Genomic DNA, 742 nt, shown 5'->3' with positions numbered 1-742 from the left:
CCTCCTTGCGCCCTAGGCGAGATACCCAACGCTGTAGCCGCTGGTCGTCTGGCTGTTCTGAATCCGGTCGCACCTGTCTTAACACGGCGTGGGCACCCTGGACCGCCAGGCTGCGCAAATACGCATCACCCTTCTTGCTCATCTTGCCGAGCCGGATTTTTTCTCCGCTGCTGTGCTGGCTGGGCACCAGCCCGAAGTAGGCGGCGAACTGTCGAGCATTGGCGAAGCGTTCAGGCTCAGTCTGCTTGGCCAACAGTGCTGTGGCTATGATCGGGCCAACTCCGCGCACCGTCATCAATCGCTTGGCTGTCTCATCGTTCTTCGCCGCTGTTTCGAGCCGACCGGTCAACACGTTGACGCGTTCGCCCAAATGAACCCATTCAACTAGCAGTTCGGCGATTAGTTCGCGCAGCAAATCGGGTAATGGCTGAGTGGCGTCTTCCAGTATTCGCGGGATACGTTGGCTGATGGCCATTTCGCCTTGGGGCATGGATACTCCCTGCTCCAGCAGTAAGCCGCGCATCTGATTACCGACTGCCGTACGTCGCCGTATATATCCCTGTCGGGCCCGATGCAGCGCTTGCATTGCGAGCGCCGCCGCACTTTTGACCGGTACGCGTCCAGCACGCAGGATCGCCAACGCATCGTTGCGATCATTTTTCGGACCGCTGCGATGAGTGGCCACATGCTGAGCCGGTAGGATGCGCACTGAATTGCCCTGCGTTTGCAGCAATCGCGCCCA

Annotated in this window: 1 protein-coding gene; it reads right to left on the bottom strand. The window is 59.6% G+C overall.

Annotated elements, in window-relative coordinates:
• On the bottom strand, positions 1 to 742 hold a 742-nt coding region (locus tag GIV35_RS27240), incomplete at both ends, for an IS110 family transposase (RefSeq protein WP_236265998.1).

Origin of the sequence: Pseudomonas sp. PA-1-6B (assembly GCF_021609545.1) — a bacterium.
Classification (GTDB): Bacteria; Pseudomonadota; Gammaproteobacteria; order Pseudomonadales; family Pseudomonadaceae; genus Aquipseudomonas; species Aquipseudomonas fluorescens_BV.
Note: the sequence above shows the minus strand (reverse complement) of the source record. Positions and strands in the feature narration are given on the sequence as shown.